This window comes from Deinococcus seoulensis, from assembly GCF_014648115.1.
GTDB classification, from domain to species: Bacteria; Deinococcota; Deinococci; order Deinococcales; family Deinococcaceae; genus Deinococcus; species Deinococcus seoulensis.
This window is the reverse complement of the sequence record NZ_BMQM01000057.1, coordinates 1-9,997: the sequence shown is the minus strand read 5'-3', so window position 1 is coordinate 9,997 and position 9,997 is coordinate 1. Positions and strand designations below refer to the sequence as shown.

Here is a 9,997-nt window from a genome sequence, read left to right as displayed (position 1 = left end):
TCTTCCGAAATCTCAATGCGCCGATGGGAACGGGCCATGCCCAAGTCTACTTCTTTGGTGCGTTGTACTTAGCGGCGTTCCTGCCAGATGACTTCCATGGGTCTCTGCTCGTTCGTTTCCTGCTTCAGCTCGACGGCGTAGATGCACAGGGTTCTGTGTTCAACCCAGGTGAGAAGGACCATGGAATGCTCCTGGAGATTGCTGTAGCTGGGAAGGTCGTCCCACTCGCTGCGGGCGAACAGCCCCCGGATGGCGATGGGCGTGAGTCCGGTGCGCCTGTGGACCGGCCGCTCCCGGTGAAACCACCAGCCTATCTGTTCCTGACCTGACTGCCTGACCGCGTTCGTGTAGCCATTGACCCAGCCCTTGTCATAGGTCTGATGCTCGGAGGCCCACGGTCCGGTCTTTCTGCCGATCCGGCGCTCCGGTGCCACGGCGAACCCATCTGCCACAAACGTGTGACGCCACTGCGTACCGATGACCGGCGCCGGTGTCAGCCAGTGACCATACTCCCGGGCGTACTGGACCATGGACTGGGTGCCATGCCGGGTCATCAGGAGACTGGACTGGAATCCGGTGGCGCCATGGCTGGGGTTCTTGAAGACGGACCGCATGTAACCGAAGTGATTGAGCATATGTTCTGCACCTGGAGAGCACGAGAGAATGTTCTGCTGGACGGTTGCCTCTGCTTTGCCACCGCGCGTTGCACGCCTGCGCTGCCGACGCCCTGAGGAGACGCGAGGCCCCTGCATTGCTGGAGGACAGGACGCCAGGGGATGGGCACGGGCCCAGGCAACAGCAGACTAGCATGGCTTTAATTGATATGACTTAAAGTGAATGGTCGAGTGAACGCCGTGCCGCCACGCTGAGCACATGGCCAAAACGAACAAGGGGCCAACAGAATCACGGCTGACCTTCGGGCGACGTCTCCGAGAAGAACGTCAAAAGAAGGGAATGACCCTGGAAGACCTGTCCGAGGCGAGCGGAATCACCTGGTCATACATCGCACAGGTGGAGGTGGGCCGCCGCAACGTCGGGGTGGACAACATGCACGTCCTGGCGCAGGGCCTGGGACTCACACTCCGGGACCTGCTCTGAACCGGACACCCCCGGAAAACAGGGCAGATCAGCCGCGAAGGGCCAGGCTCTTATCTTGACGTGAGTTCAGGAATCAGGAGTTGAAGAGCGAGCAACGGATCAATGGTCAGGCGGCACACCGGCGCTGTGATCTGACGAGCTCTTCCACTAAATCTCCTGCGAAAGTCCCCCGCTACCCTGCGTGAGTGAGCCACGACCGTCTGGAACGCCTCCGAAAACCGAACCGGCCTACGTGCCGATGTGAACCCGTGATTATTCACCTCGGTGACGCCCGCAGCATTCCAGGCTGCCAGAGCCGCCGCGTGGATCTCGGTCCGGGTGAGTAACTGACCTGCTCCCCGAAAGCCAGGGTGACTTGACCGCAGAACCGGACGGCGCGCCCTCCGTGAAGTCCGGCAGCGAGAACGCATCCTCCTCCGGCGCGGCGGGTGAAGAAGGGGCAGTGGAAGAAGGGACCGCAGCCTCCGGCGTCAGGGTAGCGGGCGGTGTTGAAGAAGCGGGCGGTGTCGGTGCGGCGCGGGACTCCGTGCGCCCCCCGAAGTCCTGCGGGTCCGGCGCGTGCTCCGCTTCCCATCCGCCCTGTCCGGCCAGGTGGTCGAGCAGGTCATCCGGCACGCCCGCATCCGCGTCCATCCATGCGCCCGCCGCGTCCTCGGGATGAACGTCGGGCGTCGGTGCAGGGGGCGGCGCAACAGGGGGAGGTGCGACGGGTGGGGGCGCCGCTGGGCGGGTCGGTGCCGCTGGCGTGACGGGTGCCGTTTCGACCGGGGCCGGGCCGGGCTTCACGGGGCGGGGTGAGGGAGAGGCGGGTATGACTTCGGGGGGCGCGAACTGCGCGCCGCGTCTTGCCTGCACCTGCAACGCCGCGGCGCGCAGGGTCATCAGGTCACGGACATCCACTCTGGCTCTGATCATGCGCTCCTCCTGCCGCCGTCAGGCGGTGACTGGTCGGGTGATGTTCTCACACCCAGCTTCGTGTCGTCTGCGCTACTCGTCTGCGTTACTCGTCCGCGTCCGGCAGGGAGTCTTCCGCCTGCGAACCGTGGACGAGCCACAGCAGTTCCTTCCCGCGGGTCAGGGCCACGAACGCGACCGCCGCGTCCCCCTCACCTTCACCCGCGCGGCCCGCGTCGATCACCTCGTCCGCTTCGAGCAGCGCCACCCGCCGCGCCTCCAACCCCTTGGCCTTGTGCACCGTGCACATCCGCACGGCCGGACCCTTCGTCACGAACAAGGAACGCACGAGCGTCATGACGTCCTCACCCGACGCGCGAGCACCCCGCCGCTCGGCGAGGATCGCGACCTCCACCGCGAACGACGCCACGCATGACAGCAGGTCCACGTCCGCCTCCACCGCTCGGCGCAGCACCTTGCCGCGCAGACCCGACGCGTCGTGAGCCTGCAGCAGACTCATACCGTACTCGTGCAGGCGACCCTCCACCTCATCCGGGGCGAACGAGTACGCGAAGCAGCGGCGCACGTGCCCCTCCATCGCCTTGACGATGTCATGCCCCAGCACCTCAACCGGCACGCCCTCCTGCGCCGCCCGCATGGCCAGACTCAGCATCGGTGCGTTGCGCCGGCACATCACCAGATCACCGGGACGCAACTCGCCCAGCAGGTCCTCTTCCGTCACGCGCCGCACCTCGCCGTCCGCCGCGCCCGGCGCCGCCTCGATGCCGTCACTGAACGCCGACGCCAACTCCACGTGCGAGGCCGGGCAGCGGAACGTCACGGTCAGCGGGAGGGTCACCGCGTCGAACACCTGCGCCGCCCGGTCGAGTCCGCCCCTGTCCGCGCCGCTGAACCCGTAGATCGCCTGCGAGTCATCGCCCACGAACACCACACGCCCCCGGCGACCCACGACGTGCCGGACCGGCCGGTGCTGAAGTCGGGAGAAGTCCTGCGCTTCATCCACGAGCGCCACGTCCAGCGACTCGAAGCCGTAGCCCAATTTCAGGGGGAGGTGCAGCATGTCGTCGTAATCGAAGTGACCCCGCTCCCGGAAATCTGCGAGCGCCCGGTCCTGCACCGTGCGGACCGCACCGACCACGTCCAGGCTGTCCGGGAATTCGAACGCCTGCTCCGCCGCGAGAGCGAGGACGGCCTCCGACGAGTTGGCGATGTGCACCATCGACAGACGCACCAGGGTCATGAGGGACTTCGCCACGCCGCGCGAGTACACGCCCGCCTCCTTCAGAACCGACTTCACGATGTTCAGTCGCTTCCACTCCGCGAAGGTCGCCTGCACCGGGCAGTGCTCCTCGACGAGCCGCCGACCGAACGCATGGAAGGTGGACACCTGCACGTCCCTCGGGAGTGCGCCGCGCAACTCCTGCGCGATCGACCGGTTCAGCGCGAACGCCCCGACCTCCAACCCGCCCGGCAACACCTGCGCGACCGTCCGAAGGACCGTGGACTTCCCACTGCCGGCCTTCGCGACGACCATCACGTTCCGCGCCGAATTGACGACGTGATGAATCACATTCAGTTGCTGCGGCGTGAACCGACCAAGCGCCACGCGAACCTGCTCCGCGTCCACCCCCGGACGGAGCGAGCGAACCACCGCGCCCGGATCGAACGTCACCCCACCCAACACGCCCGCGTGAATGTCACCCACCCCGAACAACGCTCCCGGTTCTGCGATTCCTGTCATGCCTCCCCTGGCCGCGCGAAGCGCGGTGACTGGTCGGGTGATCTTCCACGTCCCCCCGCGCCGCCGCAGACCCCATGCCAGGAACGCACCGTCTCTCAGTTCCGCCGCAGACCCCAGAGCAGACCACCCGCACCGCACCCCAGGCCAGCCGCTCCGCCGGACACCCACCGCCGCGCCGCGCCGACCCTCACACCCACCCGCGCCGCACCCCGGAAGACCCACGTACCCCACTGCCAGAGCCGACGCCAGAGCACCCCACAGACCCGGCCAGGAAAGGGCAAGATGGCCTGCCAGCGCCCAGGAGGCCCAGATGTTCCCAGGCACCCCTACTCTCCGAGAGATTCGGACTTTATACCAAAAGATGAGGGGGTGGCCGCCCTGTCCCTCAATCTAATATCCCAAAATAGAGGGGGTAGGATGCCTAATATACGAGCGTGGGGATTGGCCAGCCCCGGCGCAGATGGGCCGGGAATGCCCTGGTCACCCGTGTTCCCAACTCGCGATCTGGCACGGTCCGATGCCCAACCCAGGGAGGTCGTCAGACGATTGCCTGAGTCCGGAATGCGCCTTCGGAGGACGTGCCGGATCACCTCGGCTATCCCCGTTTCGGTCTCCTGTCGCGCCGCGATCTGCGGGTGTCCGAGCAACCTGAACCACTCCACGGCGACGCCGGAGCAGAACGCGCTGGATCAGGTCAGTCTGGGCAACGTACCTATCCTGAATGTGCAGGTTTACAGGTGTCCGCCCAGGGTCACTGAACCCCTTCTGATCCCCGTATCCCGAACCGCTATCCGGCACGCCTGGCTGTCCACAACACGGAGTCAGTTCACGTAGGTTTGCTGAGGGAAGAACGCACCTTCGGGAAACACTCCTGATCACTCTGACGCACGCCCGATAGTGCTGTTCCGACGCCCGGTGTTGCCGCTGTTTTCGAGAGTCCCGCGGACCTTGAATCTGCACGTTCGGGACCCTGCGTTTCAGAACTCTGATTTGCTTCCTGGCTGTGCTGTCTGCGCGTGTACCCAGAACGTTCTGCGCTCCAGAATACGGAGTCGTTTCACGGAGATTTACCAAGGGTAGAACGCACCTTCGGGGAACGCGCCGGATCACTCTGACGGATGCGTGACCCACTGTTCCGAAGCCGGGTGTCGCCGCTGTTTTCGTGAGTCGTTCCGACTCTGAATCCGTACGTTTACCACCTGCATTCCTGATCCCTGAACCCTTCCGGAACCAGGCTGTCAGTTGTCACGACGGGCGCGACTGTTCGCGTGCCTGCCGAGTGGATAATCCGGGTGCCGGATTGACTGCCCTGCCCTGGCAGATGCGCGCCTCCGTGGGGACACGCATCGTCCGCCTTGGTAGTCGCTTTGGCAGTGGTCACGGTACGCCCAGCGACGACGCCTGAGAGGTCATCATTCGCCGCGCGGGCGCACGCCATGTCTGGATGAAGTCGAGTGCCTGACCCTCTCGCCGTCAGCGCGGAACATCAGCGTTGATCGTCACGCCCTACGTCCATCGTCAGGGCAGGTGGCACGTCCGGAGCAGTCTGCCCGTAACTGAACAACTCAGGCAACTGTGAACCCGCCTGGACGGCACGCCCAGACTCCCCAGCGGGTGAGCAGAGCAGTTGCACATCCGGCGCACCTCATGACGGTTCCGTAGCCCTCCGATCTCGCCGCGCAGGGGGCCGCGACAGTCAGCCGGAACGGTCCATGAGTGACCGCTCCGATGGTGTGCTGACTCTGGCCAGGGACGCAGTTTGAAGATGCGTCCGGGGCGGGCAGGGCAGGTGAAGATCAGGTTCTTTTCCGACCCGCTTCGCACGCCGAAGTTGACCCGGCCGATCACGTTCATCCGGGTCTGGTTTACCTCGTCCACAGAGCTGCCGCGACGGCCGGAGATGAGCACGTCCGTCAGTTCTCTGAACTGCAGGTACGGTTCAGCGCAGTAGTCATTGAGGTACAGGTGCTCCAGTCGTCTGACCGGATGGCCAAATCTCACGTTCAGGAGTCACGAGCAGACCAGTCCCGCTGCCCGAACTCAGGGTGGCGACCAGGGGTGATATGGAAGGGGAATGTGGTGGGCTCATGGGGTCTGCACCCCTTCTGTCGGAAGGGCGCAACAGAAGCCCGGAGGCGCGATCTGCACCCCCGGGCGGGACGGTCTGACAGGCGCTCCAGGTGATCAAGGAGACGGGATGGCACGCCACCACTCGCTCAGGATGACCTGCCCCTTGAGGCCTTCTTCTTCCCGCATGATCTTCTCGATGGTCGGGACGCGGTTGTGATTGGCCGTTCCCCAGATGGTCCGCAGGTAGTCTTGCTGCACAAAACTTTCGAACTTCGACTGCACGTGTTCCAGCTTGTAACTGCCGCTGTCGTACTCGAATGCGATGGGTCCGTAGGGGCTCTGGAACACCGCGTCCGGATCATCCCGCGCGAGTTTTCGGCGCGGACTGAGTTCGAATTTCTCGTCGGCCGGGACGTTCATGATGCGGCGCATCTCGCCCGTTCCGGCGTAATGGGCGAGCACGTTATCGTCCTGGCGTTGCAGGGTCGCGCCCGCGAGGTAGAAGCGCGTCTTGATTTCCAGGCTGACGCGACCGTGGACGGGGTGCATGATCGCCTCGACGTACCGGACGTTCTTCAGGTCGTTCGGTGACAGGAAGTAGTGTCGGCGCAGCTGCTCGGCACTGATGACGCGGTCCACCTGGAGGTCCGTTTTGAACTGCTCGATGCGGTCGGCGCGGCGCTCTCCCAGGAGGGTGAGTGTCTGCTGCGGGAACAGGCCGGGGTGCTTCCGGACGAACATGTCCCGGACGATGGGCGTGAGGGCGGGACCGGCGTACTCTTCACTGCTGCGTGGGTTGAAGGTGGTGAGCTGCGCGCGCTCTCCGTTACCGCCGCCGGGGAGGTACGAGATGACGGTGAGCATGGAAGCGTGCGTCTGCGCCAGACCCTGCCCGCGGGTGAGGGAAGGCGTGAACAGGATCACGCGGAACCGGTGGGCGAGCGCGGAGGATTTCAGGCGCGTGACGAGACGCTCGGTGGTGGTTCGGCTGAGGCCTCCGCCGGTCATGGCGCCGCCGACAAGCGCGACGCCCTGGGGGGTGATCATCGGGAAGAGGTTCAGCTTCCCGATGAACGGTTTCAGGACTGCTCTGGTGTCATCGTCTACCGGCAGGTACCCGTAGTCCTCCATGCACAGCCGCAGGTACGCCCGGTCGAGGTGGCGTTGCGGCGCGACGTTCGTGCCCGCGGCGTTCCGGAAGAGCACCTGACGGCCGGTGAGGGAGAGCAGGTGCAGCGTGCCGATCACGGTCCGGACAGACACGAGGACACCCGCTTTGAGGAGGTCCTGGTACCTCGGGCAGCGCAGGCGGGCTTCCTGTTCCGTCCACGCACCCTCGTAGTCGTAGAGGTCTTCGAGTGCCTTGCGTTCGTCGGGCGTGAGGGCCAGCGAGACGCTGAGCTGGTTGATGGCGGCGGTGATTCTTCCCATGGATCTGACTCCTCATGGCGCGCGGGAGGCCTCACAGGGATCTCCTGCGCGCCGCGTGACGGCTGGGTTACTCGTTGGTCGTAGGCGTGTCTTTGGAGGCCTTCTCCGGCTTGGCAGACCCGGACTTCTGACCGGCTTTCGAACTGGTGTTCGGCATGGATTTCCGTTTGGTTTTCGGCTTGGGTTTGCGGGCGGATGCAGCGGCCGTGACGGTGCGTTCCGGCAGGTTCTGCGTGGCCGCCATGCGGCGGATCTCGGCGAGTCGCGCGAAGTCCAGTTCACCCTTCACGATCTGCTCCTCGGTGACCTCAACGGGGCCGCCGCCACGGATCAGGGCGTAGGTGCTTTCGGTGGTCTGCTGGGCCAGCCAGGCGTGGACCTGCGGTGTGTCGAAAATCAGTTCCTCATGGCCTTTGAACTCGACTTCCTTGCCGTTCGCGTTGAGGTAGGTGAGGCTGAATTCTTCGGTGATCGTGGCGGCCTGAACAACGCCCTCGTGAATGGCGCGACTGAACTCCGTGATGGGTTTCAGGCGCTGCTGGGTGGGGATGGCGCCGAGCAACTCACTCCAGCGGACGAGGGTGGGCGTGACAGGCGGCGCAACGTCACCGGGCGCGGGACTGGGTGGCGCGCAGAGTTGATCGAGTGCGAACTCGATATCGCCGGGTTGGAAGTCCGGGCCAGTGGGGGGTTCCTGGGTGGGAAGCTGGGACATGGTGGTGACCTCCTTTGACGTTCGGGAACCATCTGGCGCCCTAGTCTCATGGTGTGTGCACCTTGGGTTTATGAGTTTTAAGTTAAGATTCTTATAATGCACCACTCATTTGGAAATCCCCTCTCATGTCAATCCATCTTGCGGGTGGAATTGCATGCAAGACGATCTAAATCTGACCGACACACTATGGAAGCACCCAACCGCCTGACAGAGTTTATGAGATGAATCGAAAACTGACGTGCCGGTCACTCTTGAGTCTGCTCGGACTCAGCGGCTTTGTAAGCCATTCAATCGGATTCCGTGTCAGCCCAGGTTTTCTTTCAGGTCGTGGATGACGCTCTGGAGGGTGAGGTTGGCCTGCGCGGCGACCAGAGTGTTGAGGAGTTCCAGACTGGAGCGCTGGCCGCTGAGGCAGTCGCCTTCGAGGGTGGTCCACTGGGCAGCGGTGAGGTCTTTCTTCAGATAGAAGCGCAGGGCGGGGGCGTTCGTCTTCCACTGGGTCTGCGGGTCGGCGGCTTCCAGTTCGGCGCGGCGCTGCTGCTCGCGGGCCTCTTCCTCACGGGCCCGCTCCTCGGCAGCTTGCTGGGCGCGGCGCGGGGCGGGGACGGGCGCGGCCGGTTCGGGCCAGGGGTACTTCTCGGGGTGCTCGACGATGTCGCGGGTGAACGCGCCGGGCTTGAGGATGGTGGACGTGCGTTGTAGTTCGCGTGACAGGCGCACGCTCGCCTCGATGCGGTCCGGGTACTGCCGGGCGAGTTGGGTGGCGGCGTTCTGCGCGACGCCTGCACGGACGAGCATCTGCACGAGTTCCGGGTCGGGCGCGTCGGGGTTACGGAAACGGTAGAGCAGGGTGGTGCGGGCGCCGCGTTCGTCGACGGTGACGTCCTGAAGGTAGTGCTGGGCGATCAGTTCCTCGTGGGGTTGTTCGAGGGTCCGCAGGTGGCGGCTGCGGCGGTTATCGCCCAGGCCGCAGGCGTGCCGCCAGTTGTCGAGGTCGACGGTGAGTTCTTCGCGGGCCGTGCCGTCCGGGTTGTAGCGGTGCGCTTCGAGCAGGCGGTAGAGGGTGCGAGCGGGTGGTTGTTCGATGCGGCGCAGGATTTCCAGCTGGAGGTTCTGAGTGTAGCCTGCCCGGATGCTGTCGGCGAGGTGAGCGCCGAGCTGGATGCTGAGCGTGGCGCCGGGCACCATGACGCTTCCTGCTGCGGTGGGGTCGGGGTCGCCCTGCACCCAGTAGCGCAAGTCGTTGATCAGGCGCGTCTTGTGGACGTGTGCGAGGGTCCGGCCGTCGGGGAGGTGCCAGCCGCGCGTGACGGTGATGCTGGTTTCCCAGATGCGGTCGAGGCCTTCGCGCAGGCGCTGCAGGTTGCGGCCGTTGGCGGCGAGCAGGCTCGCTTCGCGCAGTTCGTTGGCGCTGGTATGCACGAAGTTGTCGGTGGGGCAGCCCTGCGCCTGGAAGAGATTTTCGAGGCCGACCATGATGTTCACGTCCGCGCCGTGCGGTCGTCCGCGGGCCGCTTCGCCGCTGACGTCGTACTGGCGGCCCGCGACGGTGAACTGGCTGTGCCACTGCTGGCGTTCGCCGCTGGAGCGGCTAAGCATGCTGAAGATGCCGAGTGCGGCCGAGTTCCGCTCGTCGATCCTGACGGGGGTGTCGTGTTTCATCTTCTTCATGGGGGGCTCGCGCCGCATCATACGGGCTCCCCGTAGACCCTGAATGGCGCACTGGCGTGATGGACGGCGTTTCTGGCGTTTTGGGACCAAAGGTATCTAAGGCGCTTCCCCGGCGTCCGGTGCGTCCGACAGCACCATGCTGGAGTGAGGTGATGCGCTGGACGGCATTTCTGGCATTCCCGGACCAAAAGTATCTGAGTGGCGATCTGTATGACCGGGCCGGAGTGGGAGTATGTGCACGGGGCAGTGGCGTACTGCATGGTATTTCTGGCGTTTCGAGACCAAAAGTATCTAAGTACAGCGCATTTAAGATTCAGATAAATCGAGTTCCGAGAATCTTGAGACCCGTCAGCAGA

6 protein-coding genes are annotated in these 9,997 nt (G+C 64.7%); 1 reads left to right on the top strand and 5 read right to left on the bottom strand.

Annotated features, from left to right (window positions below; genetic code table 11):
• Positions 1 to 68 precede the first annotated feature (68 nt).
• Positions 69 to 635, bottom strand: a complete 567-nt coding sequence (locus IEY70_RS20265; RefSeq protein ID WP_189066842.1) for a hypothetical protein — start codon at positions 633 to 635, stop codon at positions 69 to 71.
• 238 nt (positions 636 to 873) lie between these two features.
• Here IEY70_RS20265 and IEY70_RS21355 point away from each other — a divergent pair, with 238 nt between their 5' ends.
• Entirely contained in the window at positions 874 to 1,098 is a 225-nt protein-coding gene (locus tag IEY70_RS21355; RefSeq protein ID WP_189066841.1) for a helix-turn-helix domain-containing protein, read from the top strand.
• 1,000 nt (positions 1,099 to 2,098) lie between these two features.
• On the opposite strand, the gene IEY70_RS20255 is transcribed toward IEY70_RS21355, so the two are convergent.
• The 4 genes from IEY70_RS20255 to IEY70_RS20240 form a co-directional block, all read right to left on the bottom strand.
• A complete protein-coding gene (locus IEY70_RS20255) occupies positions 2,099 to 3,754 on the bottom strand; it encodes a UvrD-helicase domain-containing protein (protein WP_189066840.1) in 1,656 nt (551 codons plus the stop codon).
• A gap of 2,184 nt (positions 3,755 to 5,938) precedes the next feature.
• Entirely contained in the window at positions 5,939 to 7,255 is a 1,317-nt protein-coding gene (locus tag IEY70_RS20250) for a hypothetical protein (RefSeq protein WP_189066839.1), read from the bottom strand.
• 67 nt (positions 7,256 to 7,322) lie between these two features.
• On the bottom strand, positions 7,323 to 7,970 hold the full coding sequence (locus IEY70_RS20245) for a hypothetical protein (protein WP_189066838.1): 648 nt from the start codon (positions 7,968 to 7,970) through the stop codon (positions 7,323 to 7,325).
• Between the two features lie 303 nt (positions 7,971 to 8,273).
• The gene (locus IEY70_RS20240; RefSeq protein WP_189066837.1) at positions 8,274 to 9,641 is read right to left on the bottom strand and encodes a replication initiator protein A; all 1,368 of its coding nucleotides are present in this window, start codon (positions 9,639 to 9,641) and stop codon (positions 8,274 to 8,276) included.
• Positions 9,642 to 9,997: the final 356 nt, after the last annotated feature.

Coding starts and splice junctions, on each gene's coding strand:
- IEY70_RS20265 (WP_189066842.1), bottom strand. CDS start 635: ATGCTCAATCACTTCGGTTACATGCGGTCCGTCTTCAAGAACCCCAGC.
- IEY70_RS21355 (WP_189066841.1), top strand. CDS start 874: ATGGCCAAAACGAACAAGGGGCCAACAGAATCACGGCTGACCTTCGGG.
- IEY70_RS20255 (WP_189066840.1), bottom strand. CDS start 3,754: ATGACAGGAATCGCAGAACCGGGAGCGTTGTTCGGGGTGGGTGACATT.
- IEY70_RS20250 (WP_189066839.1), bottom strand. CDS start 7,255: ATGGGAAGAATCACCGCCGCCATCAACCAGCTCAGCGTCTCGCTGGCC.
- IEY70_RS20245 (WP_189066838.1), bottom strand. CDS start 7,970: ATGTCCCAGCTTCCCACCCAGGAACCCCCCACTGGCCCGGACTTCCAA.
- IEY70_RS20240 (WP_189066837.1), bottom strand. CDS start 9,641: ATGAAGAAGATGAAACACGACACCCCCGTCAGGATCGACGAGCGGAAC.